Source organism: Curtobacterium sp. C1 (assembly GCF_021049325.1).
GTDB lineage: Bacteria > Actinomycetota > Actinomycetes > Actinomycetales > Microbacteriaceae > Curtobacterium > Curtobacterium citreum.
Map to the genome: position 1 here is coordinate 2,486,920 of NZ_CP088076.1, position 24,119 is coordinate 2,511,038.

Consider the following 24,119-nt stretch of genomic DNA (forward strand, 5'->3'; position numbering starts at 1 on the left):
GCATGCGACGACGTGAACGCACCCGGCGCGCCGACCGGACCGCCCGCGCCCTGGCCGTCCTGCTGGCCGGCGCCGGCGTGACCCACTTCCTCCGCCCGCGCACCTACGACCGGATCGTCCCGGACGGCCTGCCGCCCCGCCTGACGACCCTGGGCTCCGGCCTCGCCGAACTCGCCGTGGCCGTCGGACTCGCCGTCCCGGCCACCCGCCGCTCGGCCGGCTGGGCAGCAGCAGCCCTGTTCCTCGCGGTCTTCCCCGCGAACGTCACCATGGCACGCGACGCCCTCGACAGCCCGCGGGCGTCCCGCGCCGTGCGGCTCGTCTCGGTCCTGCGGCTCCCCCTGCAGGCACCCCTCGTCGCGTGGGCGGCCCGCGTCGGTCGGCACGCCACGCGCCGGTGACGGACACCCCGCGTGCTCGCGCGGCGGTGCCCCTGCTGCACCGGCCGGTGACGGTGCACGCCTGGGAGGACATCGTCTTCGCCCACTGGCGCCGCGACCCCGACGAGCTCGCCGGGCTCGTCCCGCGGGGCACCCGCCCGGACGTCGTCGACGGCAGCGCCTGGGTGGGGCTGACCGCGTACGTCTTCCGCGAGACGAGCGTGCCGCCGTTCCCGCCCTCCGGTCGGCTCGGCTCGATGACCGAGGTCACGATCGAGGTCCTGACCGTCGACGACCACGGCCGCCGCGGGGTCGCCTACCGCACGGTCGACACCGCGAACGTCCCGGCGATCGTCGCCGCCCACGCCCTGCTCGGCGTGCCGTACACGTTCGCGCACGCCAGGGCCCGACGGCGGGGCGACACGATCGCGCACCACTCGGTCCGGCACCCCTCGCGCGCCCGGCACCCGGTCCGGTGGGTGCGGCAGCTCCGGACCGCGGGTGGCGGACGGCCGGGAGGCACGCCCCGCCCCCGCCTCGACGCCACCGTCCGCGTCGTGGCCGGTGAGGCGGTGCAGGACCCGCTGGCCGCCGAGCTCACCACGCGCGCCGGCATCCACGCCCGGCACCTCGCGCAGACGCTCTTCTGGCAGCGGCAGCACCCGCCGTTGGCGATCCGGTCCGCCCGGCTCGAGCGGCTCGACGGGGACCTGCCGGCCGCGGTCGGCCTCCCCGGGCTGTTCGACCGTGCGCCGGACTCGCTCCTCGTCGTGGACGGCACGACGGTCCGCTACGCGTGGGGGGACGTGGTCCGGTGAGCGACGACCGGTTCGACCTCGAGCGCTTCGTGCGGGCGCAGGAGGGGGTGCACGAGCAGGCGCTCGCCGAGCTCCGGGCCGGTGCGAAGCGCTCGCACTGGATGTGGTTCGTGTTCCCGCAGCTCGTCGGCCTCGGCCGGAGTGCGACCGCGCAGCGGTACGGGATCGCGGGACTCGCCGAGGCCCGCGCGTACCTCGCGCACCCGGTGCTCGGCCCGCGGATCGTCGAGGCCGCCGCGGTGGCCGCAGCAGCACCCGCCCGGAGCGCCGACGCCCTGTTCGGCGGAGTCGACGCGATGAAGACCCGTTCGTCGGCGACCCTGTTCGCCCGCGCGGCCGACGACCCGACCCCGTTCCGCGCCGTCCTCGACCGCTGGTTCCACGGGACCGAGGACCCGCTCACGGTGCGGTTGCTCGAGGACGACTGACCGGAGCCGCCGCGTCCGGCCGTCGTCCGGTGGTACATCAGGTACCGTGGACGACGTGCCCGTGCGGCACGAGCCCGATCCGTCCTTCCCGAGAACCGAGGACACCGCATGCCGGTCCCCCGCACCGCCCCCACGGAACACCAGCTCCTCCGTGACACCGTCCGCCTCAAGATCCACGCCGCGATCATGGACGGCACGCTCGAGCCCGGTGAGCGGCTCAACGACGACGAACTCATCGCGTGGCTCGGCGTCTCCCGCACCCCCATCCGCGAAGCCCTGAGCCAGCTCACCCGCGCCGGCCTGATCGAGATGGCCCCGAACCGGTACACCCGGGTCACGACCCCGAAGCCGGACGAGGTGGTCGAGGCGATGCAGACCCTCGGCGTGCTGTTCGGCGGTGTCGTCCGGCTCGCGGTCCCGCGGCTCACGGCGGCGGCCCGGCGCCGGATCGTGGCGCAGCTCGACCGCACGATCGCCGAGCTGGAGTCCCACGACGTCGCATCGGTCAACCGGGACGCCCTCGACGTGTTCGGCCTGTACGTCGACGCGTGCGGCAACCCCGACCTGCAGCGCGTCTGCCGCGACACGATGGACGGCCTGGCCTTCCGGCTCCGCCTGCCGAACCTGGACGAGCTGATCGACTGGGACCGGATGACCGAGGACTTCCGACGCCTCCGGGCCGCCACCGAGTCCGGCGACAACATCGCCGCCGAGCTCGCGACCGAGGCCATCCACCTGCTGCCGGGCGAGAAGTCCTGAATCCACCTGTACGTCCGCACAGGAACACGCCCGTCCTGCCGTCGCGGGGCGGGCGTCCTGCGTCCGGAGCGCCGCGACGGACGCGCACGGGTGGCTCGCGGTCACACGCCTGCGGACCCCGGTAGCATCGCTCCGACCGAGCAGCCCCGCCCGACCCGTCGACCGAGAGCGCAGCATGACCGACCGCACGCCGGACCGCACCGAGATCGCCGCGCGCCTGGCCGCCGCCGTCGGTCGGATCAACCGCCGAGCCCGCTCGGACGCCGCCTCGCTCGGCTACGGGATCGTCTCCGCCCTGGCCACCGTGCAACGCGAGGGACCCCTGCGCCCCGGCGACCTGTCGCGGATCGAGGTCGTCACGAAGCCGACGATGACCCGCATCCTGACCGAGCTCGAACAGCGCGGCCTGATCGAGCGCGAGGCCGACCCGAGCGACGGTCGCGCCTTCATGGTGAGCATCACCCCGGCGGGCGTCGACGCCGTCGAACGCGCCCGCTCCGATCGCACCGGGATCGTCGCCGAGCTCATCGCCGACCTGCCCACCGCTGACGTCCAGGCCATCGCCGGCGCACTCGACGCCCTCGAGCGCGTGGCCCAGGGCGACCGCTCCCAGGAAGTGCACACCTCCGGCCACTGAGCCGGCTCCGAGCGGGCCGTTACCGAACCGTTACACAACGGTGGACGGACCGTTCTGCCAGTCTTCCTGGACGGGGTGTCCAGGGAGACACGTCATCGTGACGGCTTCGCCCGAGCAGGCGGCCGCCCCGGTCGCCCAGCGGCGGACGGACGGGCCCCACACCACCGTCCGGTCCTCCCCCGGCTCGCGGACCCCGGCACCGACCACCCGATGGTCGCGGGCGCACTCCCCCACACCCCGTGCGCCCACCCCCAGCCGTCGCGGACCGCACCAGCAGCCGGCCGACCACCGGAACCGATGACAGGACGCACCACCCCCTCCCTCCCCACGACCACCGCTACCACCCGCCGCCAGGCACTCGACACCCGCAGCCGCCGGGTCCGCCGGGCACTCCGCAGCCGCACCGCGCTCGTCGTCGGCGGCGCAGCGGCCCTCGCGCTCGTCGGCGGCGTCGCGACCATCGGCACGCAGCCCGCGATCGGCGACGCGTTCGGCATCGCCACCCCGAGCGCGAGCGCCAGTGCCGCACCGGCCCTCCGCGGCGCGTCGCTCGACAAGGCACAGGCGGCCGCGACCATCGTCACGGCGCAGACGGTCCTGGCCGACGCGAACGACAAGACCGACACCGCGGCCCTCGAGCAGCAGGTGCAGGCCCTCTCCGACTACCGGTCCATGTCGAGCGGCGCCATCACGTCGCACATCGCCTCGACGGTGGACGCCACGACCGAGGTCGCCGACGCCAGCGCCGCGCAGGACAAGGCTGACGCCGACGAGCAGGCCCGTGCCGCGGCAGCCGCCAAGGCCGCCGCCGAGCAGGCCGCAGCTGCCGCCGAGGCCGCCCGCGCCCAGGCCGCCGCGAACACCCCGGCCGGCGCCAAGGCCACGGCAGCACAGCTCGCGTCGTCCCAGTACGGCTGGGGCTCCGCGCAGTTCCAGTGCCTCGACAGCCTGTGGACCAAGGAGTCGGGCTGGAACTACCAGGCCGTCAACGCGAACGGCGGCGCGACCGGCATCCCGCAGGCGCTCCCCGGCTCGAAGATGGCGACGATCGCCGCCGACTGGCGCACGAACGCCACCACCCAGGTGAAGTGGGGCCTGCAGTACATCAGCTCCGCGTACGGCACGCCCTGCGCAGCGTGGGCCCACTCGCAGGCGAACAACTTCTACTGATCGCCCCCGCGACGCTCGGCCCCGGGTCTCCCACCCGGGGCCGAGCGTCGTGCAGGCTGGCCGGGTGACGACCCTCGGACTCCGGCGGATGACGCCCCGTGACCCCGACCAGCACCACCGCGCCGCGAGCCCGCTCGAGCTGCTGTTCGACCTGGTCTTCGTCGTCGCCGTCGGGTTCGCCGCGTCGAACCTGCACGAGATCGAGGCCGAGGGGCACATCACCTCGGCGGTGCTGTCCTACGCGCTCGTGTTCTTCGCCATCTGGTGGGCCTGGATCAACTTCAGCTGGTTCGCGACGTCCTTCGACACCGACGACTGGGCGTACCGCGTCACGACGTTCGTGCAGATGGCGGGCGTGCTCGTCCTGGCCGCTGGCGTCCGGGACGCCATGGTCGACGGCGTCTGGACGACCGCGGTCGCCGGCTACGTCGTGATGCGGCTCGCGCTCGTCGCGCAGTGGCTCCGCGCCGCCGGGTCGGCACCGGCGTACCGGCGCACCGCGCTCCGGTACGCCGGCGGGATCGTCGTCGTGCAGGCGCTCTGGGTCGGCATGCTCCTGCTCCCGCACGCCGCAGTCCCGTTCGTCGCCCCGGTGCTCGTGCTCCTCGAGGTGCTCGTGCCGCCGTTCGCCGAGTCGGGCACCCGCACGACGCCGTGGCACACCCGGCACATCGCGGAGCGGTACTCGCTCTTCACGCTGATCGTCCTCGGCGAGGGGCTCGTCGCCTCGGCGAGCGCGGTGATCGACGCCCTCCGCGACGCCGAGCACGTCGGGCCCCTGCTCGTGCTCGCCGGCTGCGGGCTCGTCGTCGTCGCCGGGCTCTGGTGGATCTACTTCTCCCGCGAGCAGCACGCCCACATCCGCTCGCTCGGCACCGCGCTCGTGTTCGGGTACGGTCACTACGTCGTCTTCGCCGCCGCCGGCGCGCTGCCCGCCGGGATCGAGGTCGCCGTCGGAGCGGCCACCGGTGACGCGGACCTGTCGCACACCACGGTCGCGGCGACCGTCACGGTCCCGGTCGCGCTGTTCGTCCTGGCGATCTGGGCCCTCGCCCTGCGCCCGTCCCTCGGTCGCGGCGGCAACGCCGCGGTCGTCCTGCTCGCCCTCGGCGTCCTCGCCGCGACCGCCGTCCCGGCGGCCGCGCTCGTGCTCACGGCCCTGTGCGTCGCGGCGACCGTCGTCGCCCTGGAGGTCGCGGACCGCGGGCGGTGACGACCGTCGGACGGGAGGCACGGGGCGGGCGCGCCACGAGCCTCCAGTCCGACGTGTGGCCGGGTCGCGCGGGCGGTCAGCCGATGCGTGCGATGCGGACGTCCACGCGCGACAGCGCGACCCCGTGGGCGGTCGCGGTCTCGAGGGCGGCGACGTGCGCGGCGCGGGCGGTGGCGGGCGCGGGACGGGAGCCGTCGGTCCCGATGACCACGCGCAGGACGTCGTCGTCGAGCACGACGCGGGCGACGGCGGTGCGCGAGGCGAGGCTGCGGGCCGAGGCGATCGCGCTCCCGAGCGTGGGCTTCGCGCGGTAGAGCTCGGCGACGCCGGGCACCGCGAGGACAGCGGCCTCGACGGCCGCGACGGTCTCGTCGTCCCAGGTCATGCGCGGTCCTCCTCGTGGTCGGCGTCGGCCGGCAGGGCTGGCAGCAGGTCGCGGACGTGTACGTCGACGGCGTCGACGACCAGGTCGGTCTGCTCGGCGAGGACCGTGGCGACGGCCTCGCGGACCTGCTCGGCGGCGGCGTGGATGGGCGCGCCGGTGCGGACGGCGAGTTCGACCAGCACCCGGACCGGGGCGCCGAGCGTGGTGACGTCGCCGTCGAGCGAGCACCGGGCGATCACGACGCCGGGGACGACGTCGCCGGCGCTGCGGATCAGCGAGCGGATCGCGCCCTCGGTCATCACGGGGCGTTCGGTCGGGGCCTCGGGGATCAGGGGGACGTCGCGGCCGGCACGAGCCTCGAGCGAGATGTTCGCGAGGACCCCGCCGATCCAGGACTCGTCCGCCGGCGGCTCCTCGGCGGCCGCTGCGTCGAGCGACCCCATCGAGGACTGGCGCAGCCGGATGATCGCGGCGAGGGCGTTCTGGCAGGCCGGGGAGTCGTCGATCGTCGGGTCCGCCGGCTGCATGCCGTCGTCGAGGTAGTCGGCGAGCTCGTCGATCGTGTGGCCGTCGAGGTCGTCCGGCTCGAGGGCGTCGAGCCGGAGGTCGTCCGGGTGCGGGGTCATCGCCATGCCTCCATGAGACGGATCATGTTCTTCCGGGCCCGGGACAGCAGGCCCCGGACGGTGGACACGGGCAGGTCGAGTTCCTCCGCGATGTCCTCGTACCGGTACTCGAGCACTTCCTTCATCACCCAGCACCGCCGCTGCGCCTCCGGGAGCTCGGCGAGCGCACGCTCCGCGGCCTCTTCGCGGGAGCGCGCCTCGGCGACCCGTTCCGGGGCGTCGTCCCGGGGTACGGCGACCTCGAGCTCGGTGACGTCGAGGTGCTCCCGACGGGCCCTGATGCGGTCGATGCACTTCCGGCTGAGGATGCGCATGAGCCAGGACTTGACCTTGGCTCCGTCCTCGAGCGCGTCGAGACGGCTCCAGGCCGTGATGAAGGTCTCCTGCACGACGTCGTCGAGCTCGTCGGTTGAACCGAGGGTGCGTCTGGCGTAGGCCCGGAGCAGCGGCGTGTACCGCCGGATGAGGACCTCGAACGCCCGGACGTCACCGTCGGAGGACCGGCCGGCGAGGACGGCGTCGTCGAGGTCCGTGAGGGGCTGGTGGGGCACGGGTTCCTTCTACCGGTCACAGGTGGGGGAAGTCTGGGCGGGCCGGGGACGCCGGGCGTGCCGGGACGGGCGCCGCGGTCGTCACGCGGAAGGGTCCGGTCGGCCGGGTGGCCAGCGCACGGACGCGGGCCTGGGCGAGCAGGTGCGTGTCGCCGCTGCGCAGCGTGCCGCGGTGGGTGTCGGTGCCGGTCATGTCGTCCTCCTGTGTGTTCCACCGGTGTGACGGGTCGGAGCGCCGGATCGTCACACCGCGGGCACGATCCGTACGGCAGGCTGGGGACATGTCCTCCGTCACCGCCGTCTGCCGCGTCGACCAGCTGCTCCGCGACTCCGGGACGATCGGCGTCACCGCCATCGACAAGCGTCCGGTCGACGGCCCCGTCCGGGTCCGGCCCCTCGGGCTGCACGCCGACGTGCAGGCCGACCGGAAGCACCACGGCGGCGAGGACCAGGCCGTGTACGCCTACGCCGACGAGGACGCCGCGTACTTCGCCGACCTGCTCGGACGCGACGTCCCGCCCGGGCTCTTCGGCGAGAACCTCCGGACGACCGGCGTCGACGTCACCGGGGCGGTGACGGGTGAGCGCTGGCGGATCGGCGACACCCTCGAACTCGAGGTCACGATCCCCCGGGTGCCCTGCGGGACCTTCGCCCGTCGGATGCGCATCGACGGGTGGGTGAAGCGGTTCGCGGCCGAGAACCGTCCGGGCGCGTACCTCCGCGTGGTGCGCTCCGGGCCGGTGGCGGCCGGGGACCCGGTGGTCGTCGTGCACCGACCGGCGCACGGCGTGACGATCGGGCAGATCTCGGCCGGGCTGCTCCCGGAACAGGCCCGCGCGGTGCTCGACTCCGGCGAGCGCCTGGCGCCGAAGGTCGTGCGGGACGTGTCGAAGGTGCTGGCACCGGGTCGGGTGCGCTGAGCCGGAGGGGGCGGCGCGCGATCGGGCCTGCGCCGCCGCGATCAGCCGTCCTCGGGGCGGGCGCGGCGTGCCGGGTCGAGCGGGCGGGCCGCACGCGGCAGCCCGGCGACGACGAGTTCGTAGGAGTTCGCGACGAGGTCCTCGACCATCGACTCGTCGATGCCGTCGCCCGGCGCGAGGGTGATCCAGTGCCGCTTGCTCATGTGCCAGCCGGGCGACACCTCGGCGTGGTCGCGGACGAGCGCGGCGCCGTGCGGGGGTGCGCACTTCAGGTTGACGATCGGGACGCCGCGGAGCTCGGTGAGGAGCACGAACATCTTCCCGACGACCTTGAAGACCACGGACTCCTCGCCGAAGGGCTGGGTCTCCCCGACCGCGGGCAGCGCCAGCGCGGTGCGGACCGTGACCTCGTGCAGTGCCGCCCCGTCCATGCCCCCAGCATGCCGCACCGGTCCCGGATCATCGCGTCAGAGCGGGGGCACGCCCTCGTGTCCGGACCGGGGACGCGCGGTCCCGGCGACGCCCGTGACGACCGACCCGGCCGGCACGTCCTTCGTGACGACGGTGTTCGCGCCGACCACCGAGTCCGACCCGATCGTGATCGCGCCGATCAGCGACGACCCGGCGCCGAGCACGACGCGGTCCCCGACCGCCGGGTGCCGGCGGACGCCCGGCCCGTGCTCGCCCCCGCGGCCGCCGAGCGTCACGCCGTGGAACACCACGACGTCGTCGCCGATCACGGCCGTCTCGCCGATCACGACGCCCATCCCGTGGTCGATGAAGAACCGTCGACCGATGCGGGCACCCGGGTGGATCTCGATCCCGGTCGCCGACCGCGCCAGCTGGGCGAGCACCCGCGCGGCGAACCGCGACCCGGGCAGGTCCTCGGCGGTCCACAGCCGGTGGGTCAGCCGGTACGTCCAGACGGCGTGCAGGCCGGAGTAGACCACCGCGTTCTCCAGGTCACCCCGGGCGGCGGGGTCGCCGCGGCGTGCTGCGGCCAGGTCCTCGCGGACCGTCCGCAGCACACCGCGTCGGGCGGTACGCGTCACGCAGTGAGCCCCTCGAACAGCGGCGTCGACAGGTAGCGCTCTCCGGTGTCGCACACGATCGCGACGACCCGCTTGCCGGCGTTCTCCGGGCGCGCGGCGATCTGCACGGCCGCGTGGATGATCGCGCCGGAGGAGATGCCCGCGAGGATGCCCTCCTCCGTCCCGAGCGCCCGGGCCACGCGCAGGGCGTCGTCGAGTTCGACGTCGAACACCTCGTCGATGACGGAGCGGTCGAGGACCTCGGGGACGAAGTTCGCGCCGATGCCCTGGATCTTGTGCGGCCCGGCCTTGCCCTCCGTCAGGAGCGGGGAGTCCTTCGGCTCGACGGCGACGATCTGCACGCCGGGGACGCGCTCCTTGAGGACCTGGCCGACGCCCGTGATGGTGCCGCCGGTCCCGACGCCCGCGACGAACACGTCGACGTGGCCCTCGGTGTCGCGGAGGATCTCCTCCGCCGTGGTCTTCCGGTGGATCGCGGCGTTCGCCGGGGTCTCGAACTGGTGGGCGAGGATCGCTCCCGGCGTCTCGGCGACGATCTGCTCGGCACGCGAGACAGCACCCTTCATGCCCTCCGGTCCCGGGGTGAGGACGATCTCGGCACCGAACGCACGGATCAGCGCGCGGCGCTCGACGCTCATCGTCTCGGGCATCGTGATGACGACCCGGTACCCGCGGGCGGCTCCGACCAGGGCGAGCGCGATGCCGGTGTTGCCGGACGACCCCTCGACGATGGTGCCGCCGGCCTGCAGCTCGCCGGACTCCTCGGCCGCGTCGATGATCGCGACGCCCAGCCGGTCCTTCACGCTCGACCCGGGGTTGTAGAACTCGAGCTTCGCGAGGACCTCGGCACCGCCCGGCTGCGGCAGCCGGTTCAGTCGCACGAGCGGGGTGTTCCCGAACGCCTGCGAGATGTTGTCGTAGATGGTGCCGCTCATCCGGTCCGTCCTCTGCGGGTCAGGTGCGCACCCCCTGCACTGGAGGCGCGTGGTGCGCTGCGATCCTAGCGACGGCACCCGGCGTTCCCCTGTCCTGTGACGTGCGCTGACGCGCGCTGACGCGCCGGGCGCGCGCCGCGCCTCCGGGCCGGGTGTCGGACCCGGCCACACGACGGTCCGACGCCAGCCCCGCCCCGTCAGCGCAACGCGCTCTGCGCGAACCGCTCGTCCGTCGCCTCGAGCACCCGCAGCACGTTGCCGCCGGCCAGCGCGCGCAGGTCCTCGTCGCCCCAGCCCCGGCGCCGCAGCTCCTCGGCGAGCACGGGGTAGCGCGACACGTCCCGCAGGTCCGGCGGCAGCACCGGGGTGCCGTCGTAGTCGCCGCCGAGCCCGAGGTGCCGGACCCCGGCGACCTGGCGGGCGTGGTCGACGTGGTCCGCGACGTCCGCGACGGTGACCAGGGGCGGCTCGCCCTCGGAGCCCGCCTCCTCCCAGTCCGCCCACGCACGCGAGACGAACTTCGGCACGAACGTGATCATGACCACGCCGCCGTTGTCCGCGAGCCGGCCGAGCACGTCGTCGGGGACGTTCCGCGGGTGGTCGTCGACCGCGACGGTCGACGAGTGGCTGAACACCACCGGCTGTGTCGCGACGTCGAGGGTGTCCCGCATGGTCGAGGGCGCGACGTGCGACAGGTCGACGAGCATGCCGGTGCGCTCCATCTCGGCGACGACCTCGCGGCCGCGGTCGGTCAGGCCGCCGTGCGCCCTGGCCCCGGTGGCGGAGTCGGCCCACGTGGTGTCGTCGTTGTGCGTCAGCGTCATGTACCGCACGCCGAGCCGCGCGAAGGTCCGGAGCACGGCCAGGTCGTCGCCGATCGAGTGGCCGCCCTCGGCCCCGAGGAACGACCCGATACGCCCGGCGTCCACCGCCCCACGGAGCTCGGCCGCGGTGCGCACGAAGGTCAGGTCCTGCGGGTACGCGGCGATGATCCGGTGTGCGGTGTCGATCTGCTGGAGCGTGGTCCGGACGGGGTCCGGGTCGTCGGACGGCACGAACACCGACCAGAACTGCCCGACGACGCCGCCGGCGCGGAGCTTCGGCAGGTCGGTGTGCAGCGTCCCCTGCTCGGTGTCGATGCCCTCGACGCCGGAGCCGTGCGACTCGCGGCGCTCCCACGGCAGGTCGTTGTGGCCGTCGATGACGGGGAAGGCGAGGGCGTCGAGGGTCATGCCGTCGACGCTACCGCCCGGTCAGTAGGCTCGCGGTGTGCAGCCCGTGACGCTCCGCACCGACCGCCTGGTGCTCTCCGTGCCGACGACCGCGGACGCCGAGGACGTGGTCGCGTACGCGAACGACCCGGACGTCATCGCCTCCACCCCGGTGCCCGTGCCGTACGGCCACGCCGAGGCCCGGCACTTCCTCGACGAGGTCGTCGCCGCCGGGTGGCGGGACGACGTCCGGTACGAGTTCGGCATCCGTCGCGCCGAGGACCTCCGCCTGCTCGGCACGGTCGGGCTGTTCGGCCTCGCCGACGGTGCGGCCGAGATCGGCTACGCGGTGCACCCCGACGGTCGCGGCCACGGCTTCGTCACCGAGGCCGCCGACCGCGTGCTCCGCTGGGCGTTCGCGGATGCGCCGGCGGGTCTCGGACTCGTCCGGGTGCAGTGGCGCGCGCTCGCCGGGAACGCCGCCTCGGCCGCGGTCGCGCAGCGGCTCGGCCTGACGTACGAGGGCCGCCGCCGGTCCGGCTCGCTGCACCGCGGGCAGCGGCACGACGAGCTCACCGCCGCGGTGCTGCGCTGGGACGACCGCACCACGGCCACCGGGTGGCCGGACCGGTGACGGTCAGGTTCCGCCTGGTCACCGACCTCGCCACGTCGCCCGAGCACGCCTTCGCGCTGTCGCTCGACGTCGGTGCGCACGAGCGCTCCATGGCCGCGTCCGGCGAGCGGGCGGTCGCGGGCACGACGACCGGCACGATCGGGCTCGGCGAGACCGTCACGTGGCGGGCACGGCACTTCGGGATCGTCTGGCGGATGACGAGTCGGATCACCGCCCTGGAGGCTCCTGGTCGCTTCGTCGACGAACAGGTGCGTGGGCCGTTCGCCCGCTTCCGGCACGAGCACCGGTTCACGGCGTCGGCCGACGGCACGCGGATGGTCGACGAGGTCACCCTGACGGCGCCCTTCGGGCCGCTCGGGCGGCTGGCGGAACGGCTCGTGCTCGGCCGGTACATGCGCCGGCTGATCGCGGACCGGAACGCGTCGCTCCGGTCCGAGCTCGAGCGCGGCGGTCAGGACCCGGCGAGCTCCCCCAGCGTGTCGTAGGCCGCGGCCACCGCGTCGACCCGGGCACGCCCGGCCGGCCCGGCCGCCTCGTACACGTCGTTCGCGATCGCCGCGACGACCGCGAACATCGCCGCCATCGAGTCGAACGCCGACGGGGAGTCCACCGGGCACAGCACCGCGGTCGACGCCGGCGCGGCGATCACGGCCGCGGTCGGGTCGCCGAGCACGACGACGTCCGCCCCGGTCGCGACGCAGTGCCGGACGAGCCCCTCGGCCCCGGCGGCGTGCCGGCGGACCGTGATGAGCACCACGAGGTCGCGGCGGTCGAGGTCGGCGACCTCCTCCCCGAGCCGCTGCCCGGGCGCCGGACCGAGCCGGACGTCCGGCCGGACCTGCGCGAGCTGCGACCGGAGCTGCATGGCGACGGGGTGCGCCGCCCGCTCCCCGAACACGAGCACGCGGTGCGCGCGGACGATCCGGCGGGCGAGCCGGACCCGGTCGGCCCGGGCGAGGGACGCGAAGGCGGCGTCGAGGTTCCGCGCCTCGACCGCGCGCTGGTCGACGTGCGCCGCGTCCTCGGCGGCCCACGGCAGACCGTTGCCCCGGGCCGACATGAGCTCCTGCCGCACCTGGGCCGCGTCCTGGAACCCGAGCGACCGCACCAGGCGGGACACGGTGGCCTTCGAGGTGCCGGACTCGGCGGCGAGCTCGGCCGAGGTCCCGACGAGCAGCAGCTCCGGGTCGTGCCGGACCATCGCGGCGACCCGGCGCTCGGCGGGCGACAGGCGGTCCCAGACGGCGTCGACCCGGGCGCGGACGTCGGTCACGGTGGCGCTCACGACCGCGCCGCCAGGTCGTCGGCGACGCGTTCGACCGCGACGGCGAGGGCGTCGAGTCCGAGGGCGACGTCGTCCTCGGACACGAACTCGTCCGGGTGGTGGCTGATGCCGTCCGGGTTGCGGAGGAACAGCATCGCGACGTCGGTCACGAGCCCGAGCGACATCGCGTCGTGGCCGGCGCGGGAGAACAGCTCCGTGGGGTCGGTCTCCCCCGTGGCGACGATCCCAGCCCGCACGGCGGCCGTCAGCCGGGGCGCGCAGAACACCGCCGGCGCCCGGTGCACCTCGGTCGGCGTGACGGTGACCCCGCGTCGGGCGGCGATCTCGTCGAAGGCCGCGACGATCGTCTCCCAGACCCGGTCCCGGCCCTCGTCGAACTCACCGCGCAGGTCGACGCTGAAGCGCGCGAGCCCGGGGACGACGTTGACGGCCCCGGGTTCGACCGTCATGGTGCCCACCGTCCCGACGTGCTGCTCGGCCCGGCAGATCCGCTCGACCGCGAGGGCGGCCTCGGCGGCGGCGAGCAGGGCGTCGTGCCGCCGCTCGTAGGGGGTGCCACCGGCGTGCCGGGCCTCGCCCACGGCCTCGACGGCGAACCGCCGGGCGCTGGCGATGCTCGTGACGACGCCGAGCGCCTGGCCGGCCCGTTCGAGCCACGGCCCCTGCTCGATGTGCGCCTCGAGGTACCCGACGAGCCGCTCGGGGCGCACGGCGGCCTCGCCGACCCGCTCGGGGTCGAGGCCGAAGGCGGTGAAGGCGTCGCGGAGCGTCACGCCGTCGCCGTCCTCGAGGTCCCACCAGCCCTCGTCCCAGACCCCGGCGACCGCCGAGGACCCGAGCAGGGCTTTGCCGAACCGGGTGCCCTCCTCGTCGGAGAACGCGACGACCTCGAGTGCGACGGGCAGCGGACCGGCGGCCGTCACGCGCGCCACGGTCCGGATCGCCATGAGCACCCCGACGACCCCGTCGTACCGGCCGGCGTCCACCACGGTGTCGAGGTGCGATCCGAGCAGCAGCACCGGGGCGTCCGGGGTGGCACCGGCGACCCGCCCGTGCAGGTTCCCGGCGGCGTCCTGCCACGTCTCGAGCCCGGCGTCGCGCATCCACCCGTCGACGACGGCGTTCGCGCGGGCGTGCTCCGGCGACAGGTACACCCGGGTGATCCGACCGTCGTCCTGCGACACGGCGGCGAGCTCGTCGCACCAGCGCACGACGGTCGCGGCGTCGGCGAGCGCCCGCCCGCTCGCGGCCGGCACGGTCGGGGCCGCCGCGGTCACGCCGACACCTCGACGAGCGACGGCGTCCCGACGGTCGACGACGCTCCCGCGTACACGTCGAGCGCCGCGTCGACCCCGCCGCCCTGCGGCACCGCGTGCCCGGCCCGGCGCAGCGCGTGCTCGAGCGCGGCGAGCGTCGTGACGACGGCGTCCTTGCGGGCGTTGTAGCCCATCGTCCCGAGGCGCCAGACGCGACCGTGCAGCGGGCCGAACGAGGTCCCGATCTCGATGCCGTGGTCCTCGAGCATCGCCGCACGCACGGCGTCCCCGACGACGTCGTCCGGGATCTCCACGGCGACGACGTTGTGCATCTTGTGCGCGAGGTCGCCGAACACCCGCAGCCCGAGTGCCTGCACGCCCTCGGTCATCGCGCGGCCGGCGGTGGCGTGCCGGGCGACCACGGCGTCGCGGCCCTCGTCGAGCAGGATCCGGGCGCACTCGTGTGCCGCGTAGAGCATCGACGCGGCCTCGGTGTGGTGGTTCAGCCGGCGGGGACCCCAGTAGTCGAGGATCATCGCGAGGTCGAGGTAGTTCGACCGGATCGGCTGCTCCGCCACGACGTCGTCGGCCTCGCGGATGCCGGCCTCGACGCTCCGGCGACCGTCGAGCACCTCGACCGCGCGCGGCGAGACCGTGAGGGGCGCGCTGCCGGACGGGCCGCCGAGGCACTTCTGCAGGCCGGCGGTCGCGGCGTCGATCCCCCACGCGTCGACCTCGAGCGGGTTGCCGCCGATCGTCGCGGTCGCGTCGGTGTAGAGCAGCGCCCCGTACCGGTCGCACACCGCGCCGAGCTCGTCGAGCGGCTGGTTCATCGTGGTCGAGGTGTCGCCCTGCACGACGGCGACGAGCTTCGGCCGCACACGCCGCACGGCCTCCTCGACGACCGAGACCGGGAACACCTGGCCCCACGCGGTCTCGACGGTGTGCACCTCGGCGCCGGCGCGGGTCGCGATCTCGACCAGCAGGTGCCCGAAGCGGCCGAACACCGGCACGAGCACGCGGTCACCGGGTGCCAGCAGGGAGACGAGCGCCGCCTCGATGCCGGCGCGCGAGGTCCCGTCGACGAGCACGGTCCCGTCGTTCCCGGTGCCGAACACCTGCCGGTACAGCTCCTGCGTCTCGGACATCGTCCGCGTCATCCACGGGTCGTACTGCCCGACGAGCGGGGTCGACAGCGCGCGGAGCACCCGGGGGTCGGCGTCGATGGGTCCCGGCCCCATGAGGAGTCGGGCGGGCGGGTTCACCGGGTGCGTCATGACAGGTCCGTTCGTGCGTCGGTCGTTCCGGTGAGCAGGCTACCGGAACGTTCGTTTCGAGCGTGTTGCGGAGCAACGCGTGCCGGTCGGTCGAGCAGTCGGCCCTGGAGGGCCGTCACCCCGCCGTCGGCGGTGGCGACCAGCTCGCCGCGCAACCAGGTCTCGGTGACCCGACCCCGTGCCTCCAGGCCGGCGAACGCGGAGACCCGGTTGCGGTGCGCGAGCCCGGCCACGTCGACCACCGACAGCGCGTCCGGGTCGAACACGGCGAGGTGCGCGACCGCACCCGGCGCGATCCGCCCGCGGTCGTCGAGTCCGACCAGGTCGGCCGGTCCGGTCGTGAACCACGGCAGCACCGTCTCGAGCGCGATGCCCCGCCGGACCGCCTCGGTCCAGACCGCCCGGAACCCCACCTGCAGCCCGGCGATCCCGCCCCAGGCGAGCCCCCAGTCGTCGGTCTTCAGGTCCGCGGTGGACGGCGAGTGGTCCGAAACGACGCAGTCGATCGTGCCGTCGAGGAGCCCCGCCCACAGCGCGTCGCGGTTCGCGTCGTCGCGGATCGGCGGGCAGCACTTGTACTCGGTGGCGCCGTCCGGGATCGACCCCGCCTCGAACGACAGGTAGTGCGGGCACGTCTCGACGGTGATCCGCACGCCGTCGTCCTTCGCGGCCCGGATCATCGGCAGCGCCCCGGCGTCGGACAGGTGCAGCACGTGGACGCGGGCACCGGTCGCCCGGGCCCCGTCGACGACCTGTCCGATCGCGGAGCGCTCGGCCACCGGCGGTCGGGTCGCCAGGAAGTCCTCGTACCGACCGCCGAGCGCGTCGTGCGCGACGAGGTGCGCGGGGTCCTCGGCGTGCACGATCAGGAGCGCGTCGATCGCGGCGACCTCGGCGATCGCGGCCTGCAGCTGCCCGGGGTCGAGGTGCGGGAACTCATCGACGCCCGACGGCGCCGTGAAGCACTTGAACCCGAACACCCCGGCGTCGTGCAGGTCCGCGAGCGCCCCGGCGTTCGCCGGGACCGCACCGCCCCAGAACCCGACGTCGACCGCGACGCGGCCGTCGGCGCTCGCCCGCTTGACCGCGAGCGCCTCGGCGTCCACGGTCGCGGGGATCGAGTTGAGCGGCATGTCGACGATGGTCGTCACGCCGCCGAGCGCGGCGGCGCGGGTGGCGGACGCGAAACCCTCCCACTCGGTCCGGCCGGGCTCGTTCACGTGCACGTGCGTGTCGACGAGGCCGGGCAGGAGCACCTGACCCGCCGGGACCGTCCGGTCCGCGGCGGCGGGCACGTCCGCGTCGACCGGCAGCACCTCGGTGACCAGGCCGTCACGGACGACGACCGCTGCGGGCCGGAACGCCCCGTCGACCCACGTCCGGTGGGCGCGCAGCACCAGGTCGGCCGGGAGGCGCGTCACGCCGCCGCCCCGATCGTCGCGTCCGCCGGCTGGTCACGTCGGAACCCCGCGAGGAGTCCCGTCACCGCCTTGGGCGGCGGCGGCGCGTACTCGCCGCGCTTGCCGGTACGGAGGCCGAGCCGGACGAGCGACTCGGCGAGGACCGTGGCCGCGGCGACCCCGTCGACCACGGGCACGCCGACGGCCCGCGAGACCTCGGCGCAGAGCCCGGCCATCCCGGCGCAGCCGAGCACGACCGCGTCCGCGCCGCCCGCGACGACCGCCCGGCACTCCTCGACGATCAGCTCCCGTGCTCCGGAGGCGGGGTCGTCGAGCGCGAGCACGGCGACCTCGCACGCCCGCACCTCGGTGACGAGCGACGCGAAGCCGTACCGCTCGGCGAGCTCGTGCGCCCGACCGGTCGTCCGCGCCAGGGTCGTCACGACGCCGAACCGCCGACCGAGCATCGCCGCGGCGTGGAACCCGGCCTCGGCGATGCCGATCACCGGACCCGTGGCGATCTCCCGCGCGGCGTCGAGTCCCGGGTCGCCGAAGCACGCCACGACGTACGCGTCGACGCCCTCCTGCTCGCCGAGCGCGACCTGCTCGAGGAGCCCGGGGACCGCTAGGGCCTCCTCGTAGTGGCTCTCGATCGACGCCGGGCCCATGGTGGGCGTGACGGCCTCGACGAGGGTCCCGGGGTCGGCGACCGCGGCGGCTGCGCGGCCGATCGTCTCGGTCATGGCGACGGTGGTGTTCGGGTTGACGACGCGGATGCGCATCGGGGTCCTTCCGGTGGTGCTGGGGCGGGTCGTGCTCGTCGTGCTCGTCGTGCTGGCTGTGCTCGTCGGGCTCGGGCCGGTGCGGTCAGTCGCGGCCGGGAGCGGCGCCGTGGTCGACCGTGGGGTCGTCGGCGGACAGCGCGGGCATCCGAGGCGACCGGTGCTCGAGGGCGCGGAAGAGCACGAGCCCGAGGCCGCAGCCGATGAACCAGCTGTAGTTCGACAGCCACGGCAGGACGCCGGTGGCGGGCGGCAGCACCGCGCTGGCGACCGACACGGCACCGGCGACGACGAGGGTCCAGATCGCGTTCGGGTTCCAGCCGTTGCGGTACCAGTAGCGCGCGGTCGGCTCCTTCGAGTACATGTCGTCGACCGCGACGCGCTGCTTCGCGACGAGGTAGTACCCGGCGATGAGGATGCCGAACAGCGGGCCGATGAGCGCACCGAGGATGCCGAGCGTGTACAGGATCGCCTGGTCGTTGCCGTACCAGTTCCACGGGGTCAGCAGGACCGAGCCGACGGCGGCGATCATGCCGCCTGCGCGCCAGCTGATCTTCCGCGGGGCGACGTTCGAGAAGTCGAACGCGGGGCTGATGAAGTTCGCGACGATGTTGATGCCGACCGTCGCGGTGACGAAGGTCAGTCCGCCGAGCAGCACCGCGAACGGCGCGTCGATCGCCTGCACGGTCTCGATCGGGTCGGTGATGAGCTTGCCGAACACCGGGACCGTGGCGCTCGCGCACAGCACGGTGAGGATCGAGAAGAACAGGAAGTTGACCGGCAGGCCCCAGAGATTCCCGCGCTTGACGGCTCGGAAGCTGCGGCCGTAGCGCGAGAAGTCACCGAAGTTGAGCATCGGGCCCGAGAAGTAGCTGACGACGATCGCGATCGCCGAGAGCATCACCGGGATCGACGCGCCGAAGGACATCGGTGCGCCGGTGTGCAGCGTCAGCGAGATGTTGCCGATGCCGGCCTTCGCGACGAGGTACACGGCGAGGGCGATCATCACGACGTACACCGCGGGGCCGGCCCAGTCGATGAAGCGCCGGATCGCCTCCATGCCCATCGAGAACAGCGCCGCCTGGGCGACCCAGAGGATCGCGTACGAGGTCCAGCCGAGCGCGGACAGGCCGAGGAACGAGTGGTCCAGGAGCGCAGCCGATCCGGGCACGAACTTCAGGAACACGATGTTGAGGGACTGCGCGGCGAGGAACGTCTGCACGCCGTACCAGGCCATCGCGATGAGCCCGCGGATGATCGCCGGGACGTTCGCGCCGACGACGCCGAACACCGCGCGGTTGATCACCGGGTACGGGACCCCGGTCCGCTGCGACGGCTTCGCGACGAGGTTCGCGAACACCTGCACGATCAGGATGCCGACGACCAGGGCGACGAGGACCTGCCAGCTCGCGATGCCCAGGGCGAAGAGCGACCCGGCGGTGACGTAGCCGCCGACCGAGTGCACGTCGGACATCCAGAACGCGAAGATGTTGTAGCTCGTCCAGCGCTGCTCGCGGAGCGGGGCGAGGTCCTCGTTGGTGAGCGCCGGGTCGTACCCGGGCTTGACGACACCGGCGCCCGCGCGGGCGGTCGACGGCGGGGTGGGGGCGTGGGGCGCGGCGACCGGGGTCGCGATCTCTGTGACCAAGGCGTCCTCCGTGGGAGTGGGAACGGGGGTGGGTCCCCGTGTTCCCCGACGCTAGGGAGCCTCTTCGCGCCGCCCGTTTCCCTCGTGTAACGGTCGTGTGACGCGACGACCGTCCTGGAACGCCTGTTCCGAGTGGGCCTTCCCGGCGGTCAGAACGCGTGCGTGCCGAGCAGCGCACCGGCCGCGTAGGTCGCGGCGAGGGCGAGCGCGCCGCCGACCACGACCCGGACCGTCGCACGCCCGCGGCGGGCACCGCCCAGGACCGCACCGGTCGTGCCGGTCGCCGCGAGGGCCACGAGCACCGCGACGACGGTGACGACGATGCGGGAGGACTCCGGCGCCAGCAGCATCGCGAGGAACGGCAGCAGCGCACCCGTCGTGAAGGTCGCCGCGGAGACCCACGCCGCGCGCCAGGGGCTGACGACCTCGTCCTCGGCGTCCCGGAGCGCGGCCGCGGCCCGACGACGACGGACCTCGGGGCGGACGAGCTGCCGGGCGACGGCCTCGGCGACGTCGTCGTCCACGCCGAGCGAGCGGTAGTGCGCAGCGAGGGTCGGCGCGTCCTCGGCGTCGGCCTCGAGCTGGGCCTGCTGCGCCGCCTGCCCGGTGCGCTGCGCGTCGCGGGCACCGCTCACCGAGATGTACTCGCCGAGGGCCATCGAGATCGCCCCGCCGACCAGGGCTGCGGTGCCCGCGGCGACGACGGGACCGGTGCCGGCTCCCGCACCCGCGACGCCGACGAGCACGGCGGCGACGGACACGATGCCGTCGTTCGCGCCGAGCAGGCCCGCTCGGAGCCAGTTGAGCCGGGCGGCGCTGGTGGCGTCGTCGTGCTCGGAGACGGGCAGGGCGAGGTCCGATGCGGTCGACATGTCGGCCATCGAACCACGGTCTCGGCCGGTCCGCCAGCAAGGGAAGGCTGCCCTGACCGGGGCTTTCCTGGTGAGGTGAGCCTCACCTGACCTGGGCGGAGACCGCGCTCCAGACCCGGGTCGGACGGCCGCTGAGGGCGTGCGGGAAGGCCTCCCCGAGCGGCGCGAACCCGGCACTCCGGTACAGCGCGAGGGCCGCGGTGTTGTCGTCGAGGGCGTGCAGCTCCGTGCGGTGGTGCCCGGCGTGGGCGGCCGCGGACACGGCGGCCGCGAGCAGGCGTCGGCCGAGCCCGTGCCCCTGCGCCGCGGGGTTCACGGCGAGCAGGCTGAGGTACGCGGCGTCGCTCGGGGTGCCGCCGCTACCGGGAGCGGTGACCAGGGCGAAGCCGACGGGGGTCCCGCCGTCGTCGGCCACCACCAGGGCGACCCGTTCCGCGGCGAACTTCTCGCGCGCACGTGCACGGACGGCGTCCGATGCCGGCACGCCGTCACGATCCGCCACGGCGGCGACCCAGAGCGCGACGCAGGCCGCCGCGGTCGACTCGTCCTCCGCGGTGCGCACGACGAAGGACGACCCGATCACCGGACCACCCTACGTCGCACCCGCCGGGGTCGGTCAGACGGTCGCCCGTGCGCCGACGCGGTACTGCGCGCCCCGGTGTTCCTCGGGCAGCCGGTCGCCGCGGCCGTGCAGCTTGTGGCGCAGCGACCCCTCGACGTAGGCCTCGGGGTAGGCACCGCGGGCGCGGAGCTCGGGGATGACGAACTCGATGACGTCCTCCCAGGTCCCCGGGGTCACGGCGTACGCCAGGTTGAACCCGTCGACGTCGGTCTCCCGCTGGATCTCGACGAGCCGGTCCGCGATGGTCGCTCCGCTGCCGACCTCGACCGGGCCGAGTCCGCCGATCGCGGTCTGGCGGGCGATGTCCCGGACGGTCCAGTTCGCGCCGTCCTCGCCCGTCGCGGCGGACAGGTTCGCGGCCGCCGACTGGATCGCGTTCGACTCGATGTTCCCGAGCGGCTCGTCGAGGTCGTACTGCGACAGGTCGACGCCCATCCACCCGGAGTTGAGCACGAGCGCGCCCTCCTCGGACGCGTAGGACAGGTAGTCGCGGTGCTTCGCCTGCGCGGCCTCGTCGGTCGCGTCGGTGATGACCGTCAGCAGCGTGTAGATCTTCGCGGCGTACCGGTCCCGCCCGGCGGCCTCGAGCGCGTCGCGGATCTTCCGGACGGTGGCGGCGAGCTGCGGGAGCGTGGGCGCGCCGACGAACACGGCCTCGGCGTTCTCCGCCGCGAAGCGCACGCCCCGCGGGGACGCCCCGGCCTGGTACACGACGGGGCTCCGCTGCACCGAGGGCTCGGAGAGGTGGATGCCCGGGACGTCGAAGTGCTGCCCGTGGTGCTCGATGGGGTGGACCTTCGCCGGGTCGGTGAACACCCCGGACGTGCGGTCCTCGACGACGGCGTCGTCCTCCCACGAGCCCTCCCAGAGCTTGTAGAGGACTTCGAGGTACTCGTCGGCGACGTCGTAGCGGTCGTCGTGCGACAGCTGGTCCGTCTGGCCCATGTTCCGCGCGGCGCTCGGCAGGTAGCCCGTCACGACGTTCCAGCCGATGCGGCCCTTCGTCAGGTGGTCGAGCGTCGAGATGCGGCGGGCGAACGGGTACGGGTGCTCGTACGCGGTACCGGCGGTGATGCCGAAGCCGAGGTGCTCGGTGACGGCGGCCATCGCGGACACGAGCAGGATCGGGTCGTTGACCGGGACCTGCGACCCGGTGCGGAGCGCGGCCTCGTTCGAGTCGCCGTACACGTCGTAGGTGCCGAGCACGTCCGCGATGAAGATGCCGTCGAACGTCCCGCGCTCGAGCGTCTTCGCGAGCTCGGTCCAGTACGACAGGTCGTTGTAGTGCCGCGAGCGGTCGCGCGGGTGCCGCCACAGTCCGGAGGACTGGTGCGCGACGCAGTTCATGTCGAACGCGTTGAAGCGGATCTGCCGGGTCGCGGTCTCACGGGGCTCGGTGTCGTTCGTCGAGGTCACGTCGAGAAGCTACGTCGCGCAGCGCCGTCCGTCACGGACGGTGACGTTGCGTGACGCTGCCGGCGGCTGCCGGTCCCGACGATCAGGCGGCGGTCGCCTCGCGCACGGCGGCCTCGGCGGCGACCCACGCGAGCATCCCGCACTTCACGCGCATCACGAACTTCGAGACGCCGTGGAACGCCACGAGGTCCTCGAGCACGTCCTCGTCGGGCTCCCCCGCCCCGCGCGAGCGCATCATCGCCCGGAACGCCTCGGTGAGCTCGAGCAGCTCGGGGACGGTCCGCCCGGGAGCCATGTCGGCGAGGACGGAGGCGGACGCCATCGAGATCGAGCACCCGTCCCCCTGCCACCCGATCGCCGCGATGCGATCCGTGCCGGGCTCGAGGCGGACGCTGACGGTGATCTCGTCGCCGCAGGTCGGGTTCCGCTCGAAGTGCGACGCATCGGCGTCGTCGAGCACGAGGTCGCCGTGCCGGGCCTTGGCGTGGTCGAGGATGACCTGCTGGTAGAGCGAGTCGAGGCCGCTCACGAGGATGCTCCGAAGTAGTCGCGGACCTCGGCGACGGCCGCGAGGAACCGGTCGACGTCCTCGTCGGTCGTGTACACGTACGTGCTGGCGCGGCTCGTGGCGGTCAGGCCGAGCCGGCGGTGCAGCGGCTGGGCGCAGTGGTGCCCGGAGCGGACCGCGATCCCCTGCGCGTCGAGGAACTGGGAGACGTCGTGGGCGTGCACCCCGTCGACGTCGAACGCCACGAGCCCGGAGCGCGGGACCCCGACGGGCGGTCCGACGACGCGGATGCCCGGGACGGCGGCAAGCCCCTCGAGCATGCGCTGCGCGAGCGTCTCCTCGTGGTCGCGCACCCGGTCCGTGCCGATCCGCTCGAGGTACCGGACGGCCTCGGCGAGTGCGACGGCCTGGGACACCGGCTGCGTCCCCGCCTCGAACCGCTCGGGCGCGGGCATGAAGTCGGACGACTCCATCGTGACGGTGGTGATCATCGAGCCGCCGGTGCGGAACGGCGGCAGGGCGTCGAGGAGCTCCTGGCGGCCCCAGAGCACGCCGACGCCGTTCGGTCCGAGCATCTTGTGCCCGGAGAACGCCGCGAAGTCGACGCCGAGCGCCCCGAGGTCGAGGGGCCGGTGCGGCGCGGACTGGCAGGCGTCCAGGACGACCAGGGCGCCGTGCTCGTACGCGGCGGCCACGACCTCGTCCACCGGCGCGATCATGCCCGTGACGTTCGAGACGTGCGCGAACGCGACCACCCGGGTGCGCGGCCCGATCAACGCGACCATGTCCGCCGCGGTCCAGGTGCCGTCGTCGGCGACCGGCACCCAGCGGAGCGTGGCACCGGTCAGGGCCGCGAGCTCCTGCCAGGGCACGAGGTTCGCGTGGTGCTCGGCCTCGGTCACGAGGACCTCGTCGCCAGGGCCGATGCGGAAGCGGTCCGCGGCGGCTCCCCCTCGACCGCGGCTCGCGTTGGCGATGCCGTACGCCACGAGGTTGAGGGCGTCGGTGGCGTTCGCCGTCCAGACGACCTCCGACGGCGACTCCGCCCCGACGAAGCGCGCGACGGTGGCCCGGGCGTCCTCGTAGGCGTCGGTGCTGAGCGCCGCGAGCGTGTGCGCGCCGCGGTGCACCGCCGCGTTGTCGGTCTCGAGGAACCGGCGCTCGGCGTCGAGGACCTGCACGGGTCGCTCGGCCGTCGCCCCGGAGTCCAGGTAGGCGAGCGGGTGGCCGTTGACCTGTTGCTGGAGGATCGGGAAGTCCCGCTTGATCGCGGCAACCTCGGCGTCGGTCAGCGGCTGGTTCGGGGCGGGGACGGTCACCCCACAATCGTGGTC

At 74.1% G+C, this 24,119-nt stretch carries 29 protein-coding genes; 10 read left to right on the forward strand and 19 right to left on the reverse strand.

What is annotated here, in order from left to right; genetic code table 11:
- Nucleotides 1-2: 2 nt before the first annotated feature.
- The 7 genes from LQK89_RS11935 (at nucleotide 3) to LQK89_RS11965 (ending at nucleotide 5,405) form a co-directional block, all read left to right on the forward strand.
- Nucleotides 3-401: a DoxX family protein gene (locus LQK89_RS11935; protein WP_174777872.1), complete on the forward strand. Its 399-nt coding sequence runs from the start codon at nucleotides 3-5 to the stop codon at nucleotides 399-401.
- Nucleotides 398-1,198, forward strand: coding sequence for a YqjF family protein (locus tag LQK89_RS11940; protein ID WP_231049210.1), 801 nt, complete (start codon nucleotides 398-400; stop codon nucleotides 1,196-1,198). The genes LQK89_RS11935 and LQK89_RS11940 overlap by 4 nt, the downstream gene beginning before the upstream one ends.
- Nucleotides 1,195-1,626, forward strand: coding sequence for a DUF1810 domain-containing protein (locus tag LQK89_RS11945; protein WP_231049211.1), 432 nt, complete (start codon nucleotides 1,195-1,197; stop codon nucleotides 1,624-1,626). Before LQK89_RS11940 ends, LQK89_RS11945 begins: the two co-directional genes overlap by 4 nt.
- Nucleotides 1,627-1,734: 108 nt before the next feature.
- Entirely contained in the window at nucleotides 1,735-2,385 is a 651-nt protein-coding gene (locus LQK89_RS11950; RefSeq protein WP_114849778.1) for a GntR family transcriptional regulator, read from the forward strand.
- A 175-nt stretch (nucleotides 2,386-2,560) separates the two neighbouring features.
- On the forward strand, nucleotides 2,561-3,022 hold the full coding sequence (locus LQK89_RS18040) for a MarR family winged helix-turn-helix transcriptional regulator (RefSeq protein WP_269145897.1): 462 nt from the start codon (nucleotides 2,561-2,563) through the stop codon (nucleotides 3,020-3,022).
- Between the two features lie 297 nt (nucleotides 3,023-3,319).
- A complete protein-coding gene (locus tag LQK89_RS11960) occupies nucleotides 3,320-4,192 on the forward strand; it encodes a phospholipase (protein ID WP_231049212.1) in 873 nt (290 codons plus the stop codon).
- Nucleotides 4,193-4,256: 64 nt separating this feature from the next.
- Nucleotides 4,257-5,405: a low temperature requirement protein A gene (locus LQK89_RS11965; RefSeq protein WP_231049213.1), complete on the forward strand. Its 1,149-nt coding sequence runs from the start codon at nucleotides 4,257-4,259 to the stop codon at nucleotides 5,403-5,405.
- A gap of 76 nt (nucleotides 5,406-5,481) precedes the next feature.
- On the opposite strand, the gene LQK89_RS11970 is transcribed toward LQK89_RS11965, so the two are convergent.
- From LQK89_RS11970 to LQK89_RS11985, 4 genes are read right to left on the reverse strand one after another with little or no spacing between them, the layout of a single operon-like run.
- Nucleotides 5,482-5,790 (reverse strand): hypothetical protein, encoded by a 309-nt coding sequence (locus tag LQK89_RS11970; protein WP_114849781.1) that lies wholly within the window; start codon nucleotides 5,788-5,790, stop codon nucleotides 5,482-5,484.
- On the reverse strand, nucleotides 5,787-6,422 hold the full coding sequence (locus tag LQK89_RS11975) for an Asp23/Gls24 family envelope stress response protein (protein ID WP_141862374.1): 636 nt from the start codon (nucleotides 6,420-6,422) through the stop codon (nucleotides 5,787-5,789). The genes LQK89_RS11970 and LQK89_RS11975 overlap by 4 nt, the downstream gene beginning before the upstream one ends.
- Nucleotides 6,413-6,967 carry an RNA polymerase sigma factor gene (locus tag LQK89_RS11980; protein ID WP_231049214.1) on the reverse strand — a complete coding sequence of 185 codons (555 nt, stop codon included), beginning with the start codon at nucleotides 6,965-6,967 and terminating at the stop codon, nucleotides 6,413-6,415. The genes LQK89_RS11975 and LQK89_RS11980 overlap by 10 nt, the downstream gene beginning before the upstream one ends.
- A 16-nt stretch (nucleotides 6,968-6,983) precedes the next feature.
- Complete coding sequence (locus LQK89_RS11985) at nucleotides 6,984-7,160, reverse strand: hypothetical protein (protein WP_167510115.1); 177 nt, start codon at nucleotides 7,158-7,160, stop codon at nucleotides 6,984-6,986.
- A gap of 88 nt (nucleotides 7,161-7,248) precedes the next feature.
- Between LQK89_RS11985 and LQK89_RS11990 the strand changes: the two genes are divergently transcribed.
- The gene (locus LQK89_RS11990; protein WP_231049215.1) at nucleotides 7,249-7,887 is read left to right on the forward strand and encodes an MOSC domain-containing protein; all 639 of its coding nucleotides are present in this window, start codon (nucleotides 7,249-7,251) and stop codon (nucleotides 7,885-7,887) included.
- A gap of 41 nt (nucleotides 7,888-7,928) precedes the next feature.
- Here LQK89_RS11990 and LQK89_RS11995 read toward each other — a convergent pair whose 3' ends face one another.
- The 4 genes from LQK89_RS11995 to LQK89_RS12010 all read right to left on the reverse strand — a co-directional run bounded on the left by LQK89_RS11995 (nucleotide 7,929) and on the right by LQK89_RS12010 (nucleotide 11,106).
- Nucleotides 7,929-8,318, reverse strand: coding sequence for an MmcQ/YjbR family DNA-binding protein (locus tag LQK89_RS11995; protein ID WP_231049216.1), 390 nt, complete (start codon nucleotides 8,316-8,318; stop codon nucleotides 7,929-7,931).
- Nucleotides 8,319-8,354: 36 nt separating this feature from the next.
- Entirely contained in the window at nucleotides 8,355-8,939 is a 585-nt protein-coding gene (gene epsC / locus LQK89_RS12000) for a serine O-acetyltransferase EpsC (RefSeq protein WP_231049217.1), read from the reverse strand.
- A complete protein-coding gene (gene cysK, locus LQK89_RS12005; RefSeq protein WP_058742668.1) occupies nucleotides 8,936-9,874 on the reverse strand; it encodes a cysteine synthase A in 939 nt (312 codons plus the stop codon). Before cysK ends, epsC begins: the two co-directional genes overlap by 4 nt.
- Before the next feature lie 197 nt (nucleotides 9,875-10,071).
- On the reverse strand, nucleotides 10,072-11,106 hold the full coding sequence (locus LQK89_RS12010) for a dipeptidase (protein ID WP_174777865.1): 1,035 nt from the start codon (nucleotides 11,104-11,106) through the stop codon (nucleotides 10,072-10,074).
- Nucleotides 11,107-11,143: 37 nt separating this feature from the next.
- Here LQK89_RS12010 and LQK89_RS12015 point away from each other — a divergent pair, with 37 nt between their 5' ends.
- Both LQK89_RS12015 and LQK89_RS12020 read left to right on the forward strand, forming a co-directional pair.
- Entirely contained in the window at nucleotides 11,144-11,719 is a 576-nt protein-coding gene (locus LQK89_RS12015) for a GNAT family N-acetyltransferase (RefSeq protein WP_058742670.1), read from the forward strand.
- Nucleotides 11,716-12,204, forward strand: coding sequence for an SRPBCC family protein (locus tag LQK89_RS12020; RefSeq protein WP_058742682.1), 489 nt, complete (start codon nucleotides 11,716-11,718; stop codon nucleotides 12,202-12,204). The genes LQK89_RS12015 and LQK89_RS12020 overlap by 4 nt, the downstream gene beginning before the upstream one ends.
- Here the strand turns inward: LQK89_RS12020 and LQK89_RS12025 are convergent.
- The 11 genes from LQK89_RS12025 to LQK89_RS12075 all read right to left on the reverse strand — a co-directional run bounded on the left by LQK89_RS12025 (nucleotide 12,171) and on the right by LQK89_RS12075 (nucleotide 24,104).
- Complete coding sequence (locus tag LQK89_RS12025) at nucleotides 12,171-13,004, reverse strand: MurR/RpiR family transcriptional regulator (protein ID WP_231049218.1); 834 nt, start codon at nucleotides 13,002-13,004, stop codon at nucleotides 12,171-12,173. The two genes, LQK89_RS12020 and LQK89_RS12025, sit on opposite strands and share 34 nt — an antisense overlap.
- Nucleotides 13,001-14,281, reverse strand: a complete 1,281-nt coding sequence (locus LQK89_RS12030; RefSeq protein ID WP_231049219.1) for an allantoate amidohydrolase — start codon at nucleotides 14,279-14,281, stop codon at nucleotides 13,001-13,003. Before LQK89_RS12030 ends, LQK89_RS12025 begins: the two co-directional genes overlap by 4 nt.
- Nucleotides 14,278-15,537, reverse strand: a complete 1,260-nt coding sequence (locus tag LQK89_RS12035; protein WP_231049220.1) for a pyridoxal-phosphate-dependent aminotransferase family protein — start codon at nucleotides 15,535-15,537, stop codon at nucleotides 14,278-14,280. Before LQK89_RS12035 ends, LQK89_RS12030 begins: the two co-directional genes overlap by 4 nt.
- Nucleotides 15,534-16,958: an allantoinase AllB gene (gene allB, locus LQK89_RS12040; protein WP_231049221.1), complete on the reverse strand. Its 1,425-nt coding sequence runs from the start codon at nucleotides 16,956-16,958 to the stop codon at nucleotides 15,534-15,536. The genes LQK89_RS12035 and allB overlap by 4 nt, the downstream gene beginning before the upstream one ends.
- Nucleotides 16,955-17,719: an aspartate/glutamate racemase family protein gene (locus LQK89_RS12045; RefSeq protein WP_231049222.1), complete on the reverse strand. Its 765-nt coding sequence runs from the start codon at nucleotides 17,717-17,719 to the stop codon at nucleotides 16,955-16,957. The genes allB and LQK89_RS12045 overlap by 4 nt, the downstream gene beginning before the upstream one ends.
- A gap of 85 nt (nucleotides 17,720-17,804) precedes the next feature.
- Nucleotides 17,805-19,367 carry an NCS1 family nucleobase:cation symporter-1 gene (locus tag LQK89_RS12050; RefSeq protein ID WP_231049223.1) on the reverse strand — a complete coding sequence of 521 codons (1,563 nt, stop codon included), beginning with the start codon at nucleotides 19,365-19,367 and terminating at the stop codon, nucleotides 17,805-17,807.
- 149 nt (nucleotides 19,368-19,516) lie between these two features.
- On the reverse strand, nucleotides 19,517-20,239 hold the full coding sequence (locus tag LQK89_RS12055) for a VIT1/CCC1 transporter family protein (RefSeq protein ID WP_058742685.1): 723 nt from the start codon (nucleotides 20,237-20,239) through the stop codon (nucleotides 19,517-19,519).
- Nucleotides 20,240-20,321: 82 nt separating this feature from the next.
- Nucleotides 20,322-20,822, reverse strand: a complete 501-nt coding sequence (locus LQK89_RS12060; protein WP_231049224.1) for a GNAT family N-acetyltransferase — start codon at nucleotides 20,820-20,822, stop codon at nucleotides 20,322-20,324.
- A 33-nt stretch (nucleotides 20,823-20,855) separates the two neighbouring features.
- Nucleotides 20,856-22,277, reverse strand: a complete 1,422-nt coding sequence (locus LQK89_RS12065; protein WP_058742675.1) for an LLM class flavin-dependent oxidoreductase — start codon at nucleotides 22,275-22,277, stop codon at nucleotides 20,856-20,858.
- 82 nt (nucleotides 22,278-22,359) lie between these two features.
- Nucleotides 22,360-22,806: a Fe-S cluster assembly sulfur transfer protein SufU gene (gene sufU / locus LQK89_RS12070; RefSeq protein WP_231049225.1), complete on the reverse strand. Its 447-nt coding sequence runs from the start codon at nucleotides 22,804-22,806 to the stop codon at nucleotides 22,360-22,362.
- On the reverse strand, nucleotides 22,803-24,104 hold the full coding sequence (locus LQK89_RS12075; RefSeq protein ID WP_231049226.1) for an aminotransferase class V-fold PLP-dependent enzyme: 1,302 nt from the start codon (nucleotides 24,102-24,104) through the stop codon (nucleotides 22,803-22,805). Before LQK89_RS12075 ends, sufU begins: the two co-directional genes overlap by 4 nt.
- Nucleotides 24,105-24,119 lie beyond the last annotated feature (15 nt).

Excerpts from the sequence above, each read along its gene's own strand:
- LQK89_RS11935 (WP_174777872.1), top strand. The coding sequence starts at position 3 with ATGCGACGACGTGAACGCACCCGGCGCGCCGACCGGACCGCCCGCGCC.
- LQK89_RS11950 (WP_114849778.1), top strand. The coding sequence starts at position 1,735 with ATGCCGGTCCCCCGCACCGCCCCCACGGAACACCAGCTCCTCCGTGAC.
- LQK89_RS18040 (WP_269145897.1), top strand. The coding sequence starts at position 2,561 with ATGACCGACCGCACGCCGGACCGCACCGAGATCGCCGCGCGCCTGGCC.
- LQK89_RS11960 (WP_231049212.1), top strand. The coding sequence starts at position 3,320 with ATGACAGGACGCACCACCCCCTCCCTCCCCACGACCACCGCTACCACC.
- LQK89_RS11970 (WP_114849781.1), bottom strand. The coding sequence starts at position 5,790 with ATGACCTGGGACGACGAGACCGTCGCGGCCGTCGAGGCCGCTGTCCTC.
- LQK89_RS11975 (WP_141862374.1), bottom strand. The coding sequence starts at position 6,422 with ATGGCGATGACCCCGCACCCGGACGACCTCCGGCTCGACGCCCTCGAG.
- LQK89_RS11985 (WP_167510115.1), bottom strand. The coding sequence starts at position 7,160 with ATGACCGGCACCGACACCCACCGCGGCACGCTGCGCAGCGGCGACACG.
- LQK89_RS11990 (WP_231049215.1), top strand. The coding sequence starts at position 7,249 with ATGTCCTCCGTCACCGCCGTCTGCCGCGTCGACCAGCTGCTCCGCGAC.
- LQK89_RS11995 (WP_231049216.1), bottom strand. The coding sequence starts at position 8,318 with ATGGACGGGGCGGCACTGCACGAGGTCACGGTCCGCACCGCGCTGGCG.
- cysK (WP_058742668.1), bottom strand. The coding sequence starts at position 9,874 with ATGAGCGGCACCATCTACGACAACATCTCGCAGGCGTTCGGGAACACC.
- LQK89_RS12010 (WP_174777865.1), bottom strand. The coding sequence starts at position 11,106 with ATGACCCTCGACGCCCTCGCCTTCCCCGTCATCGACGGCCACAACGAC.
- LQK89_RS12035 (WP_231049220.1), bottom strand. The coding sequence starts at position 15,537 with ATGACGCACCCGGTGAACCCGCCCGCCCGACTCCTCATGGGGCCGGGA.
- LQK89_RS12045 (WP_231049222.1), bottom strand. The coding sequence starts at position 17,719 with ATGCGCATCCGCGTCGTCAACCCGAACACCACCGTCGCCATGACCGAG.
- LQK89_RS12055 (WP_058742685.1), bottom strand. The coding sequence starts at position 20,239 with ATGTCGACCGCATCGGACCTCGCCCTGCCCGTCTCCGAGCACGACGAC.